General features: G+C 74.7%; 21 protein-coding genes and 1 pseudogene. 10 read left to right on the forward strand and 12 right to left on the reverse strand.

Features of this window, described 5'->3' with window-relative positions:
* Positions 1–48: 48 nt before the first annotated feature.
* Positions 49–522 carry a MarR family winged helix-turn-helix transcriptional regulator gene (locus OG730_RS02365; RefSeq protein WP_327302538.1) on the forward strand — a complete coding sequence of 158 codons (474 nt, stop codon included), beginning with the start codon at positions 49–51 and terminating at the stop codon, positions 520–522.
* Here OG730_RS02365 and OG730_RS02370 read toward each other — a convergent pair.
* From OG730_RS02370 to OG730_RS02380, 3 genes are all read right to left on the reverse strand, one after another.
* On the reverse strand, positions 485–1,195 hold the full coding sequence (locus OG730_RS02370) for a cytochrome b/b6 domain-containing protein (RefSeq protein ID WP_442815169.1): 711 nt from the start codon (positions 1,193–1,195) through the stop codon (positions 485–487). The genes OG730_RS02365 and OG730_RS02370 overlap by 38 nt on opposite strands.
* Positions 1,196–1,247: 52 nt before the next feature.
* Positions 1,248–1,913: a molybdopterin-dependent oxidoreductase gene (locus OG730_RS02375; RefSeq protein ID WP_327309124.1), complete on the reverse strand. Its 666-nt coding sequence runs from the start codon at positions 1,911–1,913 to the stop codon at positions 1,248–1,250.
* A 239-nt stretch (positions 1,914–2,152) separates the two neighbouring features.
* Positions 2,153–3,514, reverse strand: a complete 1,362-nt coding sequence (locus OG730_RS02380) for an FAD-dependent oxidoreductase (RefSeq protein WP_327302540.1) — start codon at positions 3,512–3,514, stop codon at positions 2,153–2,155.
* 205 nt (positions 3,515–3,719) lie between these two features.
* Here OG730_RS02380 and OG730_RS02385 point away from each other — a divergent pair, with 205 nt between their 5' ends.
* Complete coding sequence (locus OG730_RS02385; protein WP_327302541.1) at positions 3,720–4,265, forward strand: HAD domain-containing protein; 546 nt, start codon at positions 3,720–3,722, stop codon at positions 4,263–4,265.
* 224 nt (positions 4,266–4,489) lie between these two features.
* A complete protein-coding gene (locus OG730_RS02390) occupies positions 4,490–5,251 on the forward strand; it encodes a GmrSD restriction endonuclease domain-containing protein (protein ID WP_327302542.1) in 762 nt (253 codons plus the stop codon).
* 51 nt (positions 5,252–5,302) lie between these two features.
* Here OG730_RS02390 and OG730_RS02395 read toward each other — a convergent pair whose 3' ends face one another.
* From OG730_RS02395 to OG730_RS02410, 4 genes are all read right to left on the reverse strand, one after another.
* On the reverse strand, positions 5,303–6,469 hold the full coding sequence (locus OG730_RS02395) for a YncE family protein (protein ID WP_327302543.1): 1,167 nt from the start codon (positions 6,467–6,469) through the stop codon (positions 5,303–5,305).
* Between the two features lie 187 nt (positions 6,470–6,656).
* Positions 6,657–7,190 carry a GNAT family N-acetyltransferase gene (locus tag OG730_RS02400; RefSeq protein WP_327302544.1) on the reverse strand — a complete coding sequence of 178 codons (534 nt, stop codon included), beginning with the start codon at positions 7,188–7,190 and terminating at the stop codon, positions 6,657–6,659.
* Between the two features lie 82 nt (positions 7,191–7,272).
* Positions 7,273–8,349 (reverse strand): isopenicillin N synthase family dioxygenase, encoded by a 1,077-nt coding sequence (locus tag OG730_RS02405; protein ID WP_327302545.1) that lies wholly within the window; start codon positions 8,347–8,349, stop codon positions 7,273–7,275.
* Positions 8,350–8,461: 112 nt separating this feature from the next.
* Positions 8,462–9,526 carry a GNAT family N-acetyltransferase gene (locus OG730_RS02410; RefSeq protein ID WP_327302546.1) on the reverse strand — a complete coding sequence of 355 codons (1,065 nt, stop codon included), beginning with the start codon at positions 9,524–9,526 and terminating at the stop codon, positions 8,462–8,464.
* Between the two features lie 215 nt (positions 9,527–9,741).
* On the opposite strand from OG730_RS02410, the gene OG730_RS02415 reads away from it, so the two are divergent.
* Positions 9,742–10,494 carry a VOC family protein gene (locus OG730_RS02415; RefSeq protein ID WP_327309125.1) on the forward strand — a complete coding sequence of 251 codons (753 nt, stop codon included), beginning with the start codon at positions 9,742–9,744 and terminating at the stop codon, positions 10,492–10,494.
* Between the two features lie 187 nt (positions 10,495–10,681).
* Here OG730_RS02415 and OG730_RS02420 read toward each other — a convergent pair whose 3' ends face one another.
* Both OG730_RS02420 and OG730_RS02425 read right to left on the reverse strand, forming a co-directional pair.
* Positions 10,682–11,716 (reverse strand): PHP domain-containing protein, encoded by a 1,035-nt coding sequence (locus OG730_RS02420; RefSeq protein WP_327302547.1) that lies wholly within the window; start codon positions 11,714–11,716, stop codon positions 10,682–10,684.
* A gap of 78 nt (positions 11,717–11,794) precedes the next feature.
* Entirely contained in the window at positions 11,795–12,877 is a 1,083-nt protein-coding gene (locus OG730_RS02425) for a hypothetical protein (protein WP_327302548.1), read from the reverse strand.
* A gap of 185 nt (positions 12,878–13,062) precedes the next feature.
* On the opposite strand from OG730_RS02425, the gene OG730_RS02430 reads away from it, so the two are divergent.
* The 3 genes from OG730_RS02430 to OG730_RS02440 are packed head-to-tail and all read left to right on the forward strand — an operon-like array spanning position 13,063 to position 16,723.
* Positions 13,063–13,575 (forward strand): mycothiol transferase, encoded by a 513-nt coding sequence (locus OG730_RS02430; protein ID WP_327302549.1) that lies wholly within the window; start codon positions 13,063–13,065, stop codon positions 13,573–13,575.
* A complete protein-coding gene (locus tag OG730_RS02435) occupies positions 13,575–15,581 on the forward strand; it encodes a carboxylesterase/lipase family protein (protein WP_327302550.1) in 2,007 nt (668 codons plus the stop codon). The genes OG730_RS02430 and OG730_RS02435 overlap by 1 nt, the downstream gene beginning before the upstream one ends.
* Positions 15,578–16,723, forward strand: coding sequence for a serine hydrolase domain-containing protein (locus OG730_RS02440; protein WP_327302551.1), 1,146 nt, complete (start codon positions 15,578–15,580; stop codon positions 16,721–16,723). Before OG730_RS02435 ends, OG730_RS02440 begins: the two co-directional genes overlap by 4 nt.
* 27 nt (positions 16,724–16,750) lie before the next feature.
* Here the strand turns inward: OG730_RS02440 and OG730_RS02445 are convergent, their stop codons facing one another.
* Positions 16,751–18,274 (reverse strand): MFS transporter, encoded by a 1,524-nt coding sequence (locus OG730_RS02445; RefSeq protein WP_327302552.1) that lies wholly within the window; start codon positions 18,272–18,274, stop codon positions 16,751–16,753.
* Between the two features lie 57 nt (positions 18,275–18,331).
* On the reverse strand, positions 18,332–18,892 hold the full coding sequence (locus tag OG730_RS02450; RefSeq protein ID WP_327302553.1) for a TetR/AcrR family transcriptional regulator: 561 nt from the start codon (positions 18,890–18,892) through the stop codon (positions 18,332–18,334).
* 99 nt (positions 18,893–18,991) lie between these two features.
* Between OG730_RS02450 and OG730_RS02455 the strand changes: the two genes are divergently transcribed.
* Positions 18,992–19,162: a DUF6126 family protein gene (locus tag OG730_RS02455; RefSeq protein ID WP_327309126.1), complete on the forward strand. Its 171-nt coding sequence runs from the start codon at positions 18,992–18,994 to the stop codon at positions 19,160–19,162.
* Positions 19,163–19,182: 20 nt separating this feature from the next.
* Here the strand turns inward: OG730_RS02455 and OG730_RS02460 are convergent, their stop codons facing one another.
* A complete protein-coding gene (locus tag OG730_RS02460) occupies positions 19,183–19,443 on the reverse strand; it encodes a DUF6158 family protein (RefSeq protein WP_327302554.1) in 261 nt (86 codons plus the stop codon).
* 113 nt (positions 19,444–19,556) lie between these two features.
* Between OG730_RS02460 and OG730_RS02465 the strand changes: the two genes are divergently transcribed.
* Positions 19,557–20,174: a TetR/AcrR family transcriptional regulator gene (locus OG730_RS02465; protein WP_327302555.1), complete on the forward strand. Its 618-nt coding sequence runs from the start codon at positions 19,557–19,559 to the stop codon at positions 20,172–20,174.
* A gap of 86 nt (positions 20,175–20,260) precedes the next feature.
* Positions 20,261–21,286, forward strand: a pseudogene (locus OG730_RS02470) (MFS transporter); the annotation flags it as partial.
* Positions 21,287–21,358: the final 72 nt, after the last annotated feature.

Genomic DNA, 21,358 nt, shown 5'->3' on the forward strand with positions numbered 1-21,358 from the left:
TGTGCACAATTCAGTTGCCGACACGGCACCCCGGGTACACTTCCCTCCATGACCGAGCAACCGACCGACGCCCTACCCGACCAGGACTTCCTGCGCCTCGACGGCCAGATCTGCTTCGCGCTGGGCGCGGCGAACCGCGCCTTCGGCGGGCTCTACCGGGTCGTCCTGAAGGACCTCGGCCTGACCTACCCCCAGTACCTGGTGATGCTGGTGCTCTGGGAGCACGGCGAGATGCCGGTCAAACAGGTCGGGGAGCACCTGCGGCTGGACTCGGGCACACTCTCCCCGCTCCTCAAGCGCCTGGAGGCCGCCGGCCTGCTCGTGCGCGAGCGCAGCGCAGCGGACGAACGGTCCGTGCACGTACGGCCCACCGAGGCCGGTACGGCCCTGCGCGCGCGGGCCGTCGAGGTGCCCCGGCGCATCGCGGCCGCGACCGGCTTCCAACTCGGCGAGATCAAGGAGCTTCAGGACCGCCTGCGGCGGCTCACCGCCGCCCTGGACGCGGCGGCCGGGCCGGAGTAGGGCGTACGGCCCCCGAGGCGGAGGATCCGTCCGGGCGCCACAGCGGGTGCTCGCGCCGCGCCCAGTCGGCGGTCACCGAACCCGTCCGCATGCCGCGCCGGGCCTCCGGGTCGCGGACGGCCATCACGACGTGGCCCGCGACGGCCACCGTCATGGCGATGGCCAGCCAGTCGTGGACGAAGGTGGCCCCGGTCCGCCAGGTCAGCGGGGCCAGCCCGGTGAACCACATCAGCAGACCGGTGCCGAGCATCACGAGGGCGGCGCCGGTGCTCCAGCTCGCGTAGAGCTTCTGCCCGGCGTTGAACTTGCCCGCCGGGCGGGCGGCCGGCCGGTGGTCGCGGCGCAGGGCGGAGCGGAGCCAGGTGCGGTCGTGCGGGCCGAAGCGGTTCAGCCGGCGCAGGTCACCGCGGAAGGCCCGGGAGCCGAGCCCCAGCAGGACGGGCGCCGGGATCAGCAGTCCGGACCACTCGTGGACGGTGACCACGAGGTGGCGGCGGCCGACGAGTTCGGCGAGGGGCGGCAGGTAGAGGCAGGCCGCACTCGCCAGGCACACCCCGGTGAGGGTGGCGGTGGCCAGGTGGACCAGCCGCACGGCGGGGCCGAACCGGCGTACGCGGGCGGGGTGCCCGGCCGCGGACTCCTCGGGCGAGGCTACGGATCCGGCCTGCCCCACCTGTGCGGCGTGTTCGGTCTGTCCGGCGTGTCCGGCCTGTCCGGCCGGGAGTTCAGACGGTCGGGGCATCGTCGCGTCCGTTCGATTTGCCGACCCAGGCGTCGACGTCGTAGCCGAGCTTCTCCCAGTAGCCGGGCTGGACGTCCCGGGTGACGGTGATGCCCGACAGCCATTTCGCCGACTTGTAGAAGTACATGGGGGCCGCGTAGAGGCGCACCGGGCCGCCGTGGGCGTGGCCGAGGGGCTTGTCCTGCATGTTCAGGGCCACCATGACGTCCTCGCGGCGGGCCTGCCGGAGCGTGAGGCTCTCGGTGTAGGTGCCGTCGAAGCAGGTGAACCGGATGGCGCGCGCCTCGGGGTGGACCCCGGCGGCGTCCAGCAGCCGGAAGAGCGGGACGCCCTCGAAAGGGGTCTCGGGGACCCGCCAGCCCGTCACGCACTGGACGTCGCGGACGATCCGGGTCTGCGGCAGGGCCCGCAGCGCGTCGAGGGTGTACGTGGCCGGGCGCTCGACCAGGCCGTCGACGGTCAGCCGGTAGTCGGCCGGGCCGCGCTCGGGAACCGAGGACGCGACCGAGTAGTAGCGGAACCCGCCGCCGCCCGGCAGCAGTCCGGTGAGCCCGGTGGGGTCCTTGCTCGCGGCCGAACCCAGTACGGCGTCGAACCCGGCCTGGAGCTTCGGCGCGAGGGCCAGACCGAGGGCCCCGAGCCCCACCATCCCGAGGACCAGCCGCCGGCCCACGGGGGCACCGCGACCGTCGGGATCGGGATCGAGGTCGGCGTCGGGAACGGGGCCGAGGTCCGGGCCGGGTCGCTGGTCTGTGCTCACGTGGCGATTCGACCACCCGCGGGCCCCGGACCGCCAGGGTCCGGGCCCGCCCGTCAGACTTCCGTAAGACGCTCACGTGCACGTACGCCCCTACGCCCGGAGCCCGGCCGGGCCCGGAGGGGGGCCGGCTAGGCCCCGCTCGCCTTGAGCATGTCCTCGCGCTCGACGAGCTTCACGCGCTCGCGACCCTGCGGCTCGCCCAGCGCCTTCTCGGCGGCGTCGAGCTTGTACCAGCCCTCCCACGTCGTGAAGCGGACCGCCTTCTGCGCGAGGAAGGTCTCTACCGCCTCGGGCTCGGGAGCGGCCGGCGTCAGCAGGTTGCCGTCCGCGTGGTCGGCGAGCAGGCTGGCGACCGTCTCGTTCGCGTCGCCCTTGGTGTGGCCGATGAGGCCGATCGGGCCGCGGCGGATCCAGCCGGTGACGTACGTGGACGCCAGGTGCGCGCCGGCCTCCATGACGCGGCCGCCCTGGTCCGGAACCGTGCCGGAGTCGACGTCCCACGGCAGCTTGGGCAGCTCGTCGGAGAGGTATCCGACGGCTCGGTAGACGGACTGGACGTCCCAGTCGGTGAACGTGCCGGTGCCCTTGACGTTGCCGGTGCCGTCGAGCTCGGTGCGCTCGGTGCGCAGGCCCACGACCTTGCCGTCCTCGCCGAGGATCTCGGTGGGCGACTCGAAGAAGTGCAGGAAGAGCTTGTGCGGGCGCTCGCCTATGTCGCGGATCGCCCAGTTCTCCAGGGTCTTGGCGACCATGTCCGCCTGCTTGTTGGAGCGGCGGGTGGTGATCGAACCCTCGTCGTAGTCGATGTCCTCGGGGTTGACGATGACCTCGATGTTCGGCGAGTGGTCCAACTCGCGCAGCTCCATCGGGCTGAACTTGGCCTGCGCGGGGCCGCGGCGGCCGAAGACGTGGACCTCGAGGGCCTTGTTGGCCTTGAGGCCGTCGTGGACGTTCGCCGGGATCTCGGTCGGGAGCAGCTCGTCGGCGGTCTTGGCGAGGATCCGGGCCACGTCGAGGGCCACGTTGCCGACGCCGAGGACGGCGACCTTCTCGGCCTCCAGCGGCCAGGTGCGCGGGACGTCCGGGTGGCCGTCGTACCAGGAGACGAAGTCGGCGGCGCCGTAGGAGCCGTCGAGGTCGACACCGGGGATGGTGAGCGCGCGGTCCGCGGTGGCGCCGGTGGAGAAGATCACGGCGTCGTAGAAGGAGCGCAGCTCGTCGAGGCTGATGTCGTTCGGGTAGTCGACGTTGCCGAAGAGGCGGACCTGCGGCTTGTCGAGCACCTGGTGCAGGGCGGTGATGATGCCCTTGATGCGGGGGTGGTCGGGCGCGACGCCGTAACGGATCAGGCCGAAGGGTGCGGGCATCCGCTCGAAGATGTCGATGGACACACCCGGCTCGGTGGCCGCCTCGGACTTCAGCAGGGCGTCGGCGGCGTAGATGCCGGCGGGGCCGGCACCGACGATTGCTACCCGCAGGGGGCGAGGCATGGCTGGGTTCCCTTCGAACGGCGAAAGACTCGATCAAGGGGAACCCTAAGCTAAGGGCAGCCTAACCCGGCACCCACCCCCGGTTTATGACCCCATAACCCGGACTTATGACAACCCCAAGCAATGCTTTGGAGCGCTCAGCGGAGGCCGCGGCCGCCGCAATGCCCGGGACAGCCGTCGCGGCCGCCTGATATCCCTGGGCCGCATGGACACCGCGCCCACCGCCTCCACCGTCCCCGAGACCCCGCACGACCGCCGCCCCCTCCTCTTCCTGGACGTAGACGGCCCGCTCATCCCGTTCGGCTCCCCGCACGGACACCCGGTCCACGCGGCCCCGGGCACGGCCGACCTCTCCGGCGGCCACCCCCTCCTCACCCGGGCCGATCCGGCGCTCGGCCCCCGGCTGGCCGGGCTGCCGTGCGAGCTGGTGTGGGCCACGACCTGGGGCGAGGACGCGAACCTGTGCCTCTCCCCGCGGCTCGGACTGCCGGCCCTGCCGGTGGTGGAGTGGCCCGAGCCCTCCGCCGAGGACGGCCGCGGCGCGGTGCACTGGAAGACCGGCGGGCTCGTCGCGTGGGCGGCGGGACGGGCGTTCGCCTGGGTCGACGACGAGATCGGCGACGCGGACCGCCGCTGGGTGTCCTCCCACCACTCCGGCCCGGCCCTCCTGCACCGCGTCGACCCCCGGCTCGGCCTGGGTAACGCCGACTTCACCGTCCTGGAGGCGTGGCTGCGCGCCCACCGCGCCTGAAGCCGGGCGGCCGAGGCCGTCCCTTTCTGCCCACGGGCCGGCCCTGCACCGGGCCCGGCCCTGTAGCACCTCTGTAGCACCCCTGGACCACCCCCGGGCGCCACCCGGCGTACGCCCGGGGAACGTTCGCCGCCCGCCGCGCCAACGCGCCTGGCTTCGGCCGCCGTCCGGCATGGGTAGGCTTCCCGCGACACAGTGTGCGGGGCGGGGTTCGGGGTGGGGTCATGGGGCGTCAGATACGGGTGCGCGGTGCGGTACTGACGGCCGTGCTGCTGCTGGCGGCCGCCGGCTGTTCCGGAGCGGGGAGCGCAACCGGGGCGGATCCCCGCGACGACCCGAAGCCGGGCGGCGCCGCGCCCTCCGCTTCCGCGTCCTCCGGTGCTCCCGCCCGGTCCGGGGCTCCCGCGGACGGGAAGCCCCCCACCGGTGACGTGCTCCCCGGCATGGTCGCCGCCTCCGTGGCCCGTACCCAGCTGGCTGCGCTGAAGGTGGCGGCCCCGGGAACCATGTCCGGCTACAGCCGGGACAAGTTCACGCACTGGGCGGAGCAGGGCGACAAGTGCGACACCCGCGAGGTCATCCTCCAGCGGGACGGCGCGAACGTCACCCGGGACTCCCAGTGCAAGGCCGTGTCCGGCACGTGGAAGAGCCTGTACGACGAGGTGGTGGTCACCGAGGCCTCGAAGATGGACATCGACCACATGGTGCCCCTCGCCGAGGGCTGGCGCTCCGGCGCGGCCGGCTGGGACGCCGCGAAGCGCAAGGCCTTCGCGAACGACCTGACGCACCCCCAACTGCTGGCGGTGACGGCCTCGTCGAACCGGTCGAAGGGCGACCAGAGTCCCGATCTGTGGCAGCCGCCGTCGAAGGCGGCCTGGTGCCAGTACGGGCGGGCCTGGACCACGGTCAAGTCCGCGTACGGTCTGACCGTCACCGAACCCGAGAAGAAGACGCTCTCCACCATGCTGGACACCTGCGCGGGCTGACGCCGTTCACCCCACAAGCGTGCACCGCGGGACCGTGCACCGCGGGGCCGCTCACCCCAGGACCGCGATGCCCAGCGGACGCGACCCCGCCGCGAGCCGGCGGCTGCTCCCGCTGTCGAGGTCCACGACCGTGATGCCGTTCCAGTAGCCGTCGCGGGTGTAGCCCCCGGTGACGTAGGCCGTCCGCCCGTCCCGGGACACGGCCACGTCCTCGTGCGGCCCGTCCAGCGGGTACACCCGCTCCGAGCCGTCCGGGGAACGGACCGTGAGGGAGGGCCCCTTGCCCTTGCCCGGTTCCACCGCCCCCGTCCCGACCACGAGCAGGCGGCCGTCCTCCGTGACCGCGGCCCCGTGCTGATGGGTGTCGGCGGTCATCTCCTCCACCGTGGTGCGGCCCGTGGCCGGATCCACCACCGCGAGCCGCTCGCCCTCGAAGGGCAGCAGCAGCATCCCGTCCGCCGGCCGTACGACGGCGTAGTGCGGCTTCAGCCAGGAGCCGAGACCGCCCTCGGTCCCGTACGGGGCGACCTCGATGCGGCGCGGCGCCGCCGACGCCGTGCTCGTGCCGGGGCCGCCCGGCCCGACCGGCACGACGGTGACGTCGAAGGAGTCGTGGCCGGTGACGTACACCTCCGAGCCGTCGCGCGCGACGTCCACGTCGAAGGGACGCCGGCCCACCGGTACCACCGCCGTGACCTCGGTCCTCGCCGTGTCGATGACCTCCAGGACGCCGGTGGTCCCGGGCACGTTGACCCCGACGTACGCGTGCGCCCCGTCGGGCGAGAGCGCGATGCCCATGCCGCCGCCCCGGTACTCCCCGCCGGTGACAGGCCCGGTGCCGGTGGTGCGGTACGGGATCAGGGCCGACCGGGTCCGCGTCCGCGTGTCCACGACGGCGACCCCCTCGGCCGTGGCCACCCAGGCCCGGCCGTCCGCGCCGACCACCAGGCCGTACGGGGCCCTGCCCACCGGCACCGAGCCGACCGTGCCGCGTTCCGGGTTTACGAAGCTGACGGTGTCGGCGCCGAAGTCGGCGACCAGCAGGGTGCCGCCCGGAGTGGCGGAGGCCGTCGGGAGCGGAGAGGCCGCGGGGGCGGCGGCCCGCGGCGCGCCGGGGGTCGAGCAGGCCCCCAGCAGCAGCGCTCCGGCGAGGGCCGCGAGGGCGGTACGGGTGCCGCGTACGCGGCGGCGCGGGTGCGGGCGGTCGTACTGCGGCATGGCGGTGCCCCTCTCGGTTCCGGGGGCGGGGCCGGTGGTGCGCCCGCTCCCCCGTACCCATCCTCACCTCGCGGGGCCGCCCGGCCGCTCGGCCCGGCGGCCGACAGCGGGGTCGGCCGATCGGTCGATGCGGGGACGCGCCGGGCAGGGGCGGATCAGGGGTAGGGGCGGATCAGGTAGGGGCGGATCAGCCCTCGTACTCGGTCAGGTCGATGCCGTGGAGGTTGAGGAGGGCGTGCGTCTCCGGGTGGTTGATGTCCTTCTCGGCGGTCATGCCGAGCTTGCGGATCACGTTCTCGGACTCGTCGTTGCCCGCCCGGTTCACGGCGACGACCCGGTCGAGGCCACGTTCCTGGAGGGCGAACTCCAGGGTGGCGTGCGCGGCCTCGGAGCCGTAGCCCTGGCCCCAGTAGGAGCGGCCGAGCCGCCAGGTGATCTCGGCGGCGGGCAGGACCTCGGGCAGCCACCACGGCATGGAGAGACCGACGGCTCCGATCAGCTCGCCGGAGGCCAGCAGCTCCACGGCGAAGATCCCGAAGCCCTCCTCGTCCCACTCGTCCTCCCACCGCTCGATGGTCTCGGCGGTCTCCTCCAGGTCGAGGGTCTCGCCGTCGCCGATCCAGCGCATCACCTCGGGGTCGGCGAGGATCTCCGACAGGGGGACGAGGTCGTGCTCGGACCAGCGGCGGAGGAGGAGGCGGGGGGTACGGATCTCGGTCATGCCTCCCATCCTGCCGAACGCGCCGGACATCGCGTAATCGGGTCCCCCACGGGGCGGCCGGCGGGCCCCCGGGCGGGCCCCGCTAGGCCTCCGGAGCCACCTGGCCTGCCGCCTGAGCTGCGGCCTTACCCGCCGCCTGACCTGACTCCCGGCCTGCCGCCGGACCACCCGTCCGATCCCCCGCCTGATCCCCCACCGGGACGGTGATCGCGTCGAGCTGCGCCCGCAGGTGGACGTGCGAGTCGACCGGCTCGTGCACGATCCGTCCCAGCGGCGCCGGGAGGGATTCCACCCGGGTGTGCGGGTCGCACTCGTAGAAGTAGACGAGCGAGATCAGCTCCTCGGCGGGCGCGTCGGAGGGCGGTGGCAGCACCCGGTGGCGGCCCGCCCGCCACCGGTCGCCCGTCCAGCGCGCCATGAGGTCCCCGATGTTCACGGTGAGCGCGGCCGGATCGTAGGGGGCGTCCTGCCAGCCCTCGGCGTCGGTGTGGATCTGCAGTCCGCCCGCGCCGAGCTGGCGGTCCAGGACGGTGACGGTGCCGAAGTCGGTGTGCGCGCCGATGCGGAACTGGCCGGGCAGCGGCGGCCCGACGGTCTCGGTGCCGGGATACCAGTTGACGTTGAACCCCCAGGTGGGGTGGCCGGTGTGGCGGGTGAAATGGTCAGCGCCCAGGCCCAGGGCGCCGGCCAGCAGCTCCAGCAGCTCGTCGGAGAGCGCCCGCATCGCGGCCAGGTACTCCGTCACCAGCCCGCGCAGCGAGGGCACTTCGGCCGGCCAGGCGTTGGGCCGGAACCACTCGGCGTCCACCGAGGCGATCCCCGTCGGCTCCTCCGCGGCCCAGGACCAGGATTCCTTGAGGTCCGGCGGGGAGGCCGCGCCCTCCGCGTAGCTGTTGGCCTCGGCGCCCGGCCCGAGCCAGCCGCGACCGCCGACCGCGACGGCGTACGGGGCCTTGGCGGCGGCCGGGAGCCGGAAGAAGGTCCGCGCCGCCTCCCGGATCCGCCCGGGCAGCTCCGGATCCACCCCGTGCCCGGTCACCAGCAGGAATCCGGCCGCCTGGAGGGCCTCGTCGACGCGGGAGGCGACCTGCCTGCGGACCTCGGGCCCGCCGGAGCGCCACGGGCCGAGATCGATCACGGGGACCTGCGAACTCACCACGGCGGACCTGCTTTCCGGATCGGAGGGCTGCACCCAGGCCGTCCGGCCCGGCCCGGGCGGGCTCTTCCGGCCCCTGCCGGGCGGGCAGGATCCCGGATCCGAAAGGGACGGCCTAAGCGGGCGGGCTCAGGGTGTACCGGACCGTGCCTTCCCCGGAGCCCGCCCCCGTGAAACCGGCACGTCGCAGCACCCCGTGCGCGGGGTCGTCGGGATGGTCGGCCTCGGACGCCAGCAGGGTGCAGCCCGGCTGCCCGAAGGCCCAGCCGGCGAGGGCCTTCGCCGCTTCGGTGGCGTAGCCGTTGCCGCGCGCCGGCGGGAGGATGTCGTAGCCCAGCTCGGCGCGGCCCTCCGCGTCCGGGGCCCCGTGGAAGCCCATGGCGCCGATCGCCAGCCGGTCGCTCGCCCGGATGAGGGCGTACGGGCCCCAGCCCGGCCGGTAGGTCCCTTCCTCGCGCGCCTCGGCCGTCCTGCCCGAGGCGTACCGCGTGCCCTCGCCGGGCCCGTCTCCGGCCCAGACGAAGCCTCCGGCGCCGCCCGCGTACAGGTCGGCCGCCGCGTTCGGGGTGATCTCGCAGAGCACCAGGCGCTCGGCCCGGACGGGGTCGGCGTACCAGCGCCAGACCGTCAGGCGGGCCCGGCCGGGGAGTTCGCCCCGGCCCGTGGCCCAGAGCAGGGTGAGCCAGGGCTCGTGGCCGCGCGGGAGGTGCGGGAAGAGCCGGTCCAGGACCCGTTCGGCCAGTGCGGGGTCCGGCTCCCAGTCGTGGACGCCGAGTCCGCCGAGGATGTCGTGGGTGTGCAGCAGGGTCTCGACGACGCCCATCGCCGCGAAGCCGTCCGCGCCCGCGGCCCCGGCCGGGTGCCACGCGCGGGCACCGGGTCCGGCGAGTGCCACGGCGGCCGACAGGAACCCGCCGGAGGCCTCGATCATGTCGACCAGGCCGGCCGGGCCGGTGCCCTCCTCGGCCCGGATCTCCAGCGGGACGTACGCGGCGGTGGCGCGGACCGTGAGCTGGGCGGCGTACGCGGTGAAGTCCTCGGTCACGTGGACGGCGGTGTCGCGGCAGCTCCACTCCAGGCCGGCGGCCGGAACGTCCCAGTCCAGGTGCGCCACCTCCCGCAGCGCCCGGGTGGTGAGCGACACCGCTGTATCGATGTCCTTGGAATTCATGATCGTCATAGGCGGCACCCTAGGGGGCTGTCCGGGTGCCGCCAAGGGGATATCCGTGCCCCACGGCCGGTGGTCCCGGTGGCGCGCCTGCGGGCCAGGGCCGGGGCGGGGGCGCTACTGCTTGTGCTCGGACGGCGCGCTGACCGCGCCCCGGTGAAGGGCGGAGCAAAACGGTGGAGATTTCGACGAGGGACGTCTTCGGGGCGCCGTGCTGGGTGAGCCTGATGGCACGGGACCTCGGCGCGGCGCAGCGGTTCTACGGTGCGGTCGCGGGCTGGCGGTTCCGGACCGCGCGGCTCGGCGAGGCCTTCGCCGTCGCCGAGCTGGACGGGATGCCGGTGGCCGGGATCGGGGCGCTGGCCGGAGACCTCGCGGTGGCCGTGGCCTGGACCCCGTACTTCGCGGTCGACGACGCCGACGTGGCGGTGGACCGGATCCGCGAGCGCAGCGGCACGGTCGCGGTCGGCCCGGTCTCCTTCGAGTCGGGGGGCCGCGGGGCGCTGGCGGCGGACCGCGACGGGGCGGTGTTCGGGATCTGGGAGGGCCAGGTCTCCTCGGGCTGGCGGGTCGGTTCGGGACAGGCGCCGGCCTGGCTGGAGCTGCGCACCCGGGACGCCTTCGAGTCGGCGATCTTCTACGGGGAGGTGCTGGAGTGGGCCACCGGCCGCGCCGGATGCTGCGAGGTCGCCTACGAGGAGGATCGGGTCGTGCTGCGCCAGGACGGGGAGCCGGTGGCGCGCCTCGACAGCGGTCCCGTGGAGCCGGGTTCGTACAGTCCGTACACCCGGCCGCGCTGGCACGTGCACTTCCGGGTGCCCGCGCTGGAGCCGGCGGTGGAGGCGGCCGTCGCACTGGGCGGCCGCACGGTGTCCGAGCCCGCCTCGAGCGCGACCGACCGATGGGTGTCCCTGCGCGATCCCGACGGGGCGCTCTTCACCCTCACCGAGTCCCGGACGGACGGCGGGGCCGAGGGGTAGGCGGGGTCCGGCGGGTGGGCCTGGGCCGGCGGGTGCGTCGGGGCCCGCAGGTGCGTCGGGTCCCGCAGGTGCGTCGGGGCCGATGGGTGGGCCTGGGCCGGCGGGCGGGCCGGGGCCGGCGGGTGCGTCGGGTCCGGCAGGTGAGTCGGTGCCGATGGGTGGGCCTGGGCAGGCGGGTGGGCCGGGGCTACGGCAGTCGGCGGGTGCGGGTCCAGTCGATGAGCTCGGCCGCGGACCGGGTGTTGACGACCCGGTCGGCCGTCACCCCGCATTCCAGGGCGCGTTCGCAGCCGAGGGTCTGCCAGTCGAGCTGTCCCGGGGCGTGCGCGTCGGTGTCGATCGCGAAGAGGGTGCCCGCGGCGACCGCGAGCCGCAGCAGTCGGCGCGGCGGGTCCAGCCGCTCCGGCCGGCTGTTGATCTCCACGGCCGCTCCCGACTCGGCGCAGGCCGCGAAGACGGCCTCGGCGTCGAACTGCGACTCCGGCCGTGTCTTGCCCGTCACCAGCCGCCCGGTGCAGTGGCCGAGGACGTCGAGGTGGGGGTTGCGTACGGCGGCGACCATCCGCCGGGTCATCGCGGGGGCGTCCATCCGGAGCTTGGAGTGGACGGAGCCGACGACGAGGTCCACCTCGGCCAGGAGTTCCGGCTCCTGGTCCAGCGAACCGTCGTCGAGGATGTCGCACTCGATGCCGGTGAGCAGCCGGAACGGGGCCCAGGTCGCGTTGAGTTCGGCGACCGTGCGCAGCTGTTCCCGCAGCCGGTCCGGGGAGAGTCCCCGGGCGACGGTCAGGCGCGGCGAGTGGTCGGTGAGCACCGCCCAGTCGTGCCCGAGGGCGGCGGCGGCCCGGGCCATCGCCTCGATGGGGCTGCCTCCGTCCGACCAGTCGGAGTGCATGTGGCAGTCGCCGCGCAGGGCGGCGCGCAGGGCGAGGGCCTCGGGGCTGGGCGGCGGGCCCACGGGGTGGGCCGCGGCCTTCTCCTCGAGCCCCCGCAAGTAGGCGGGGATGGTTCCGCCGAGGGCTTCTCGGACGACCTGGGCGGTTTTCGGGCCGATGCCCTTGACCGCTTCGAGGGTGCCCGCGCGGACCCGGTCGGCCAGCTCGTCCTCGCCCATCCGGCCGACGGCGGCGGCCGCCGTGCGGAAGGCCTGGACCCGGTAGGTCGGCTCCTGAGCGCGTTCCAGCAGGAACGCGATCCGGTCCAGCGCGGCCACCGGGTCCATCTCGTGTCTCCCTCCGCGAAGCGGCGTAACGGCGGGGAGGGGGCGGGGCGCCTGGCCCGCGCCCCCTCCCCGCCCGGGTCAGGCCCCGTCGGCCGGGTCGGCCGACGGACGGAACTGCAGGGCCAGGCCGGCGAGTACGGCGCCGGCCGCCGCGCTCAGCACGGCCGTGGTGCCGGCCCATTCCAGGGAGCCGCCGACCGCGCCGCCGAGCGGGTCGAACCCGGCGACGCCGCCGACCACGTGGAGCCCGGCCACGCCGAGCGCGACCGCCGCGCAGGCCCGCCACGCACCGGCCGTGTCCCGTACCGCCAGCAGCGCGCCGGCCGTCAGGCAGAGCAGGGTGACGGCCAGGGCCAGCAGCCCGCCGGGGTCACCGGAGGTCAGGCCCGCCAGGTCGCCGGGGACGTGCAGCGCGCCGCAGAGGAGCAGGGCGAGTGCCACCGGCCAGCGCAGTATGTGGCGCAGCGCGCCGGTGCCCTGCCGGGCCGGGCCCCGGGACGGGGGCTGTGGCCGGACCTCGGCCTGGGCTTGGGCTTGGGCCTGCGGTGCGGGCTGATGGGCGGGGGTCCGTACCCCGTCCGCCTGCTCGGGACGGCGCTGCGGGGGCTGTTCGCCGGTGCCGAGGATGCTGACGAGCAGGGCCACGTCCTCGATGGGCCGGCCGAGTGCGGCGGCCCGCAGCGTGATGTCGGTCTCGACCAGCTCGTGCGGGGGCTCGCCCAGCAGGGTCACCATCTCGCGGACCTCGTGGACGGGTCGGGCCACGGCTGCCGCGCGCAGGGCCGCGTGGCCTGGGTTGGGGACCTGTCCGGACTCCTTGAGGAGGTTCACCAGATCGGTGACCTCCCGGACGGGACGGCCGGTGGCGGCGGTCTCCAGGAGGGTGTGCGCGGGCGCGGACGCGGAGGCCGGCGCGGGCCGGGGTACGGGGTCCCGGCCGGGTGCGGCCCCCGTCCCGGGACCGGCCGGCGGATCGGCCTGGGCCTCGGGAGCGGTCCCGGAGCCGGTCCGGGACTCCGGCTCGGGCGCGTACCCGGGGCCGAAGTCGCGGTCGCGGTCGAGGTCGTCCGTGTCGGGGTCCGACGGCCGGACGGCCGGGGGGTCGGGGAGCCGGCGCGGTTCTTCGTAGTCCGTCGCGGCGAGCGTGATCGGGTCATTCATGGAAAGCTCCGTTCGCCGACGCGCGGGTCTACACATCGCACGCCGGTCATCGTGCGTCATGGGAAGCGCACGCTTTGTTACATTCAGCGGCACCCGGCCCCGCTGCGCCATTCGGGGCGGGCAAACGGGGGTCCCCCGCGGTGCCGCGGGCCCGGTCGGCGGCCGTCCTGGGCATGGTGGGGGGCATGAAAGGTACGGAGGTACTGACCGACGCGTTCGGCCGGATCCGGGACGTGGTGCACGAGGCGGTCGACGGGCTGGAACCCGGGCGGCTGGACGCGCGGATCGATCCCGGTGCGAATTCGATCACCTGGCTCGTCTGGCACCTGACCAGGGTCCAGGACGACCACGTGGCGGATGCGGCCGGCTGGGAACAGGTCTGGCACGCACAGGACTGGGACGAACGGTTCGGGCTCGCGCTGCCCCGCGGGTCGACCGGCTACGGGCACACCGCCCGCGAGGCCGAGGCCGTCCGGGTCGCCTCCGGGGAGCTGCTGCTGGGGTACTTCGACGCCGTCCACGCGCAGACGGAGCGGTTCCTGCGGGGGCTGTCCGCCGCGGATCTGGACCGGGTCGTCGACGAGCGGTGGGATCCGCCGGTCACCCTCGGGGCGCGGCTGGTCAGCGTGATCGCCGACGACCTCCAGCACGCGGGTCAGGCGGCCTTCGTCCGGGGCGTGCTGTCGAGGGGCCGCTGATGGCTTCCGCGGGAGCCCTCCTCCTGGCCCTCCTCCTGACCACCACCCCAGCAGCCACGGCGACGGCCACATCCCCCTCGGGCCCCGGGCCCCGGGCCGGGGCCCAGGCCGGAGCCCAAGCCGGGGCCGCCCCCTTCGGCGGAGCCGGGGCCGCGTTCGGCGGGGTCGGGGCCGGGCTGAGCGAAGAGCGTTCGGGCGACGGCACCGGTGCCATCGTCGGTGAGCGGCCCGTCGTCGAGACCGACCGGGGAGCGGTGCGCGGGCGGGAGGCCGCCGGGTACTTCACCTTCGAGGGGATCCCGTACGCCGCCCCGCCGACCGGACCACTGCGCTGGCGGCTTCCGGAGCCCGCCGCGCGCTGGGCCGGCGTACGGGACGCCGGTGCGCCCGGGGCCCGGTGCGTGCAGCTGCCCGCGGTGGGGCCGGGAGCCCCCAGCGGCTCGGAGGACTGCCTGTTCCTCAACGTCACCGTTCCGGGTGCGGCCATCGGCGCCGGACGGCCCTCGTCCACCGCCGTGATCGGACCCGGCGCCCACCCGGCGCCGATGCTCCCAGCGGGGGCGGCCGGCCCAACGGGGGCGGCCGGCCCGGCAAGGGCAGCCGACCCAATGGGGGCGCCCGGCCCATCTGGGTCGGCCGACCCAACAGGAGCGCCCGGCCCGGCGGGGGCGGGTGTGGACGTCGGTGTTCGGGCGGTCGGGAGTTCGCAGGGTGCCGGGACCAGCGGCGTCCCGGCCCGGCCCGTGATGGTCTGGTTTCACGGCGGCGGGTTCATGAACGGCGCCGGGGATCTGTACCGGCCCGGCCGGCTGGCCTCGGCGGGAGGGGCCGTGGTCGTCACCGTCAACTACCGGCTCGGGATCTTCGGTCTCTTCGGGCATCCCGCCCTCCACGGAGCCCCCGCCTTCGCGCTCGCCGACCAGCAGGCCGCCTTGCGCTGGGTGCGGGCCAACGCCGCCCGGTTCGGCGGCGATCCCGGCAACGTCACCGTGTTCGGCGAGTCCGCCGGCGGCCTGAGCGTCTGCCTGCACCTCACCTCCCCCGCCTCGGCCGGCCTGTTCCACCGGGCGATCGTGCAGAGCGGGTCCTGCTCCCTCATCGTCCCGGCGCATTCGCTGCTCCCCGCGCTGCCCGCCTACGAGCCGTTCGTGCCGGAGTCCCGGACCGTGGCCCGGGGAGCCGAGGCGGCGGTCCGGCTCGGCTGCGGCCGCCCGGCCGACGCGGAGGTGCTGGAGTGCCTGCGCGGCCTCGCCCCGGAGGTCCTGGCGACCCCCGGGCTCATGACGCTCTTCTCCGCGGTGTCCTACGGCACCCCGCTGCTCCCCACCGAGCCCCGACGGGCCCTGGAACGCGGGGAGTTCCACCGGGTACCGGTGGTGCAGGGCTCGACCCGCGACGAGATGCGGATCTTCCTCGGGCAGACCCTGGCGGCCTACCCGGTCGCCGACGCGCAGGCCCACCGGGCCCGGCTGCGCGCCGCGTTCGGGTCGCGGTCGGCGGGTCTCGTCGAGGCCGCCTATCCGGTGACGGCCCATCCGACGCCCGCGCTGGCCTTCGCGGCCGCGCTGACGGACGCCTCCTTCGTGTGTCCGCAGCTGCGGGACAGCCGGGCGCTGGCCCGGCACGTGCCGACGTACGACTACGGGTTCGACGACCGGAGCGCACCGGACTTCACCGGGCTGCCGCCGGTGCCGGGGTTCCCCTACGGGGCCTCGCACGGGTCCGAACTGCCCTACCTCTTCGACACCGGGCTCCCGATGACCGCCGCGCAGCGGGTGCTCGCGGAGCGGATGACCGGCTACTGGACCCGGTTCGCGGCGACCGGCGATCCGAACGCCCCCGGGACGGGGCCCTGGTGGCCCCGCTCCCCCGCCGTACTCTCCCTGGCGCCGCAGGACTCGGCGCCGCAGAACTCGGGCGGCATCCGCCCCGTGGACGCGGCGGCCCGGCACCACTGCGGGCTGTGGGACTCCGTAGGACAGGCTCTCGAAAGGGCGGGCTCGTGACCGGTTTGACCGACATCCTTCAGCCGTTCGTGGACGACGGGACCCTGCCGGGGGCGGTGGCCCTGGTGGACCGGGGCGACGGCGGGGGGCCCGAAGTGGCCGCCGTGGGCAGCGCGGACGCCGGGGGCGAGGCCCCGATGGTCCGCGACTCGATCTTCCGGATCGCCTCGCTGACCAAACCGGTCACGGCGGCGGCGGTCATGATGCTGGTGGAGGACGGCCGGTTCGCCCTCACCGACCCGGTCGCGCCCTGGCTGCCGGAGATCGCCGGACCGGTGGTCGTACGGACTCCCGCGAGCCCGGTCGACGAGGTGGTCCCGGCGAAGCGGGCGGTGACCGTGGCCGACCTGATGACCTTCCGCGCGGGGTGGGGCTTCCCCTCCGACTTCGCGCTCCCGGCGGTCGCCCCGCTCTTCGGCGAGCTGCGGCAGGGTCCGCCGCGGCCGCAGGACGTCGCGGCGCCGGACGCGTGGATGGCCGCGCTGGGCCGGATCCCGATGCTGTACCAGCCCGGCGAGGCCTGGCTCTACAACACCTGCTCGGACGTCCTGGGCGTGCTGATCGCCCGGGTGGCGGGGTGTTCGCTGCCGGAGTTCCTGGCGGAGCGGATCTTCGAGCCGCTGGACATGCCCGACACCGGTTTCGCCGTACCGGCGGGGCAGTCGGGACGGTTCGCGCACCTGTACCGGCCCGGAGCGAACGGGGGCCTCGACCTCGTGGACGCCCCCGACGGGCAGTGGAGCGCCGTCCCCGCCTTCCCGTCCGGCGCGGGCGGGCTGGTCTCGACGGTGGACGACTACCACCGCTTCGCCCGGATGCTGCTGGACGGGGGCGGCCCGCTGCTCTCGGCCGATTCGGTGCGGCGGATGACCACCGACTGGCTGACCCCGGACCAGCGGGCGGGCGCCGAACTGTTCCTGGAGGGCCAGGGCTGGGGGTTCGGCGGTTCGGTCGACGTCACACCGGCCGACCCGTGGAACGTGCCGGGCCGCTACGGCTGGATCGGTGGCACCGGCACCGCCGCCCACATCGTCCCCTCTACGGGGGCCGTCGCCATCCTGCTGACCCAGCGGGAGATGACCGGCGCCTCGCCGGCCCCGGAGACGATGCGGGCGGTGTGGGCCTACGCGGCCGCCCCGTAGGGCGCCGCGCCCCGACCCCCTCCTGCCTCAGTGGTTCTCGGTCGGCCGCAGGTCGCGCGGGATCAGGGTCCAGGTGGTCGCCGCGGCGGCGATCGCGAGGACACCGGCCATCAGGAACGCCGGGGTGATCGCGAGGGTGTAGGCCTGCGAGGCGGCCTCGAGCAGGGTCCGGCCGAGGCCGCCGCCGAGCTGTTCGGCGGTGTGGGCGGCCTCGCCCACGGAGTCCCGTACGGCGGCCAGCGTCGTGGAGTCCAGGTCCAGGGCGGGGAGGTTGCCGCGGTAGAGCGCGGCGGCGGTGGAGCCGAGGATCGCGACGCCCATGGCCGAGCCGAGTTCGTAGCAGGTCTCCTCGATGGCGGCGGCGCTGGAGACCTGGTCGGCCGGGGCCGCGGAGATGAGGGTCACCGAGGCGACGGTGGTGGCGATGCCCGCGCCCAGGCCCATGATGGTGAGCGCGACGGCGAAGGCGGGGTAGCCGAGGCCGGTGAACTGCTGGAGGGTCCAGGGCAGGGCCATGCCCCCGGCGAGGACCACCAGGCCGCTGCCGAGCACGTGGCGGATCGCGAAGCGCTGCATGAGGGTCGGGGCGACCATCGAGGCGCAGATCAGCGCGAGCGGTGCGGGCAGCAGGCGCAGGCCCGCCTCCAGCGGGGTGTAGCCCTGGCCGTACTGGAACCACTGGGTGACCAGGAACAGGATCGCGCCCATGCCCACCATGGGCAGGAAGATCGCGGTGGCGGCCACGCTGAAGGCGGGCTTGGTGAAGAGACGGACCTGGAGCAGGGGGTTGTCCACGCGCAGCTGGCGGCGGACGAACAGGGTCAGCGACACGACAGCGATGACCAGCAGGGCCCAGGGCAGCGGGTCGGCGACACCGCTCTTGCCGAGCTGCTTGATGCCGCCCGCGAGAGCGAGCATGCCGACGATCGACTGGCCGACGCCCGTCCAGTCCCACTTTCCGGCGGAACGCGGGGAACGGGATTCGGGGAGGTAGCGCAGGCCGGCCGCGACGATCACCGCGGTGACGGGCAGGTTGAGGAGGAAGGCGGAGTGCCAGCCGTAGTCCTGGACGAGCAGGCCGCCGACGACGGGGCCGAAGGCCATGCCGCCGCCGAAGACGGCGGCCCAGACGGCGAGGGCGAAGGCGCGTTCCTTGGCGTCGGTGAAGACGGTGCGCAGGATCGACAGGGTCGAGGGCATGATCGCGGCGCCGCCGACGCCGAGGAGGGCGCGGGCCGCGATGACGTGCCAGGCCTCGGTGGACAGGACGGCGATGAGCGAGGCGAGGGCGAAGATGCCGAAGCCCGCCATGAGCAGGCGCTTGCGGCCCCAGCGGTCACCGAGGGCGCCGGCGGTGACCAGCAGCCCGGAGAGGGCGAGGGCGTAGATGTCGATGATCCACAGCTGCTGTACGGCGCCGGGCTGGAGGTCGCCGACGAGCGAGGGGAAGGCCACGTTGAGGATCGTGGTGTCCATCGAGATGAGCAGGAGACTGCCGGAGAGGATCGTGAGCACGATCCAGCGGCGCGGGTCCTGCGTGGGGGTGTGCATGTGGGTTCCGTTCACGGTTGTTTCACGGTCGTACGCGGGAGGGGTTCGTGGGCGTGGTCACGCGGCCGGGGAGGGCCGGGTCCCGCCGAGGAAGGAGGTGAGGACGAGCCGGCCGATGTCGCGGCGGGCGAGGTGGCCGTCGCGGACGCCCTCGGCGGCGGCGTCGAGCAGTCCCCACAGCGAGTACCAGATCCAGTACGCGGGCAGGTCGACGCGGAGCCGGCCGAGGCACTGGCCGAGGGCCAGGAAGGCGAGGGCCCGCTGGTCCTGGCGCTGGATCCCGGCCCGGAACTCGGGGTCGGCGAGCACGGTGGCGTCGCGCGAGGTGAACCCGTACAGGTGCGCGGCGGGCAGCAGCCCGGTGACGAGCCGCTCCAGCGCGGCGTCGAACTCCGCGCCGTCGGCGTCGGCCGGCAGGTCGGCGGGCGCCAGGCATCCGTCGACCACGTGGATCGCCCGGACGGCGACGGCCTTGAGGAGTGCCTCGCGGGTGGCGTAGCGGCGGCTGAGCGTGGCGCGACTGGTGCCGATGCCCGCGGCGATGTGCGCCATGGAGGCACTGTGGTCGCCTGCGAGCACGCGTGCGGCGCCGTCCAGCAGCTCTTCGTCGTTCATCATGCGATCCTCCTTCGTATCAAACGATACAAATTTGTCTCACATGAAGCAAGTTTGTTGCGCGACATGCGCAGGCGGATGCGCCCGTACGCTGTTCGGGTGATGACGGACGAGAAGCAGGGTCTCGAGCAGGCCCGTGCCGCGGCGGCCAAGTACGAGAAGTGGAAGGAGAACGGCGTGCTGCTGCGCGCGTTCTTCTACATCGCCGGCACGCACCTCTTCGCCGGGTTCGTCTGGCTGCTGTTCGTGCTCGGCGAGCACGCCGAGCGGTAGGCCCCGAACCCTCCGGGGCTTCAGCCCTGTTCTTCCGTGCCCGTACGGGCACGGGCGCCCGAGCGGGTGCGGCCCGCGGTCTGGGCGCGTTCCGGGTGGCGGCGCACGTACTCGCGCTCCAGTTCGTCCATCCGCCGGGTGTGCGTGAGCAGCGCGTCGTCCGATCCGTGCAGCAGGGTCTCGTGACGCGTGCGGTGGATGGCTTCGAGCTCCTTCATCAGGCGACCCTCTTCCAGCCCGTCCGCCGACGGCCCGGCCTCACGGGCCTCGCGCTCCGCCATGGCAGGTCACCTCTCCCTGGGCCGGGCCGGGCGCCTCGCCCGGCCGCACTCATCCCATCATCACCGACGGGAATGGATAGACACTGTCTACCGGCGAGTGGTAGACACTGTCTATGGATCAGCGTGATCATCAGGCCACCGGGCTGCGCGAGCGGCTGATCGACGTCGGCGTGGAGCTCGTGACGAGCGAGGGGACCGCCGCGCTCGGGCTGCGCGAGATCGCCCGCCGCGCCGGGGTCTCCCACGGGGCGCCCCGGCGCTACTTCCCCACCCACCACGCACTGCTCTCCGCCATCGCCCGGCGCGGTTTCGAGGAGTTCGGCTCCCGCGTCCCGGCCGCGATGGCGGGCCCGGACGCGGACGACCCGCGCGGGCAGGTGCGGGCGCTGGGATCCGCGTACGTCGGCTACGCGCTGGAGCACCCCGGCATGTTCGAGCTGATGTTCCGCCACGACCTGCTGGACGGCGGCGGGCGGGACGGGCCGTCGGGAGCCCGGCTCCGCGATTCCACGCTGCCGATGTTCGAGCTGCTCGTCTCCCTGGTCGCCCGGTGCGGGGCGGGCGACCAGCCCCGGATCACCGCCGCGGCGCTGTGGGCCAATCTGCACGGCGTGGCCCAGCTGTGGTCCCGGGGCAGTCTGCCGCTCGCCCTCGACGGCGACCCGGCGGCCTCCCTCGACCGGCTCGTCGACGCCGCCGTCGACGCCCACCTGCCGGAGCGCCGCCCGTGAGGCCCCGGCTCGCGCTCTGCGTCAGCGCGGCCGGCGCGATGCTCGTCGCCCTGGACGGGACCGTGCTGCTCATGGCGCAGCCCACCATGCGGCGAGACCTCGGCGCGAGTCTGGCCGGGGTCCAGTGGACCAGTGGTGCGTACCTGCTGAGCGTGGCCGCCTTCCTGGTCCTCGCCGGGCGGCTGGGCGACCGGTACGGGCACACCCGGCTGCTGTTCACCGGCGTACTCGGCTTCGCGGCGGCCTCGGCCGGCATCGCGCTGGCTCCCGGGGTCGGCTGGGTGATCGCCCTGCGCGCGGCCCAGGGGCTGTTCGGAGCACTGCTCCAGCCGGCGACGCTCGCCCTGCTGCGGCTCGCGTACCCGCCCGGCCGGATCGGCGGACCGATCGCGGTGCGGACCGCGGCGATCGGGCTGGCCGCGGCGGCCGGGCCGCTCATCGGGGGCGTGCTGGTCGAACGCTTCGGCTGGCGCGCGGTGTTCGTGGCGAACGTCCCCGCCGCCCTCGCGATCGCGGTGGCGGCCCTCTTCGTACGGGTCCCCGCGCCGCCGCCCACGGAGCCCGGCCGGATCCGGCCCGGCGGCGCCGCCCTCCTCGCGACGGCCCTCGCGGCGCTGGTCCACGCGCTGGCCGGCGTACCGGAACACGGCTGGTCGGGGCCCCGCACCCTGGCGGGCTTCGCCGCGGCGGGCGCGCTGGCGGCCCTGCTCGTACGGTCGGAGCGCCGCTCCGCCCAGCCCCTGGTGCCGCGCCCGGTGGCCCGCTCCGTCCCGGTGACGGCGTCCGTCGCGCTGCTGGCCGTCATCTCCGCCGCGGTGTTCGGGGCGCTGTTCGCGGCCGGCTTCGCGCTCCAGGACGCGGCGGGGCTGGATCCGTTCGCCACCGGGCTGCGCGTGCTGCCGATGACGGCCGCCATGGTCGTCGGCGCACCGGTGGCGGGGGCCCTGCTGCGCCGGTTCGGGGCCCGCGGGACGGCGATGGCGGGGACCGCGCTGGTGGCGCTCGGGATCACCGGGCTGGGTCCGGGCTGGGGGTTCGGGGTGCTCGGCGCGGGCTTCGCCGCGGTGATGGTGACGGCCACCGGCACCGTGGTCGGGGACGCCCCGGCCGGGTACGCGGGGGTGGTGGGCGGGCTCAAGCAGACGGCGATGAACGTCGGACCCGCGCTGGGCATCGCGGTGGCC

It is taken from the genome of Streptomyces sp. NBC_01298 (genome assembly GCF_035978755.1).
GTDB lineage: Bacteria > Actinomycetota > Actinomycetes > Streptomycetales > Streptomycetaceae > Streptomyces.